We start from the raw sequence: 275 nt of genomic DNA, 5'->3' as shown, positions 1-275 counted from the left end.
CGTCGTCTTCGTCTTCTTCCTCGTCCTCTTCTTCGTCTTCCTCGACGACCTTCTTCTTGCCCTTGGCCGGAGCCTTCTTCTTGCTCACAGGCTCGTCTTCTTCGTCTTCCTCATCTTCGGACTCGTCGTCTTCATCCTCTTCTTCGTCTTCATCTTCGACGACCGGCTGCTTCTTGCCCTTCGCGGCCTTTGCCGGTGCTGCCTTTGCCTTCGACTTAGGAGCCGGGGTTTCGTCGTCTTCCTCTTCCTCGTCGTCTTGATCTTCAGCGTCAACA

The 275-nt window shown here is 55.6% G+C and carries 1 pseudogene; it reads right to left on the bottom strand.

Annotated features, from left to right (window positions below):
* A pseudogene (locus AC1RPN_RS08970) lies at positions 1-275 on the bottom strand (hypothetical protein); the annotation flags it as partial.

This window comes from Dellaglioa sp. CoH-57-MRSF-20 (assembly GCF_056781955.1).
This window is presented reverse-complemented; position numbering and strand designations above follow the sequence as displayed.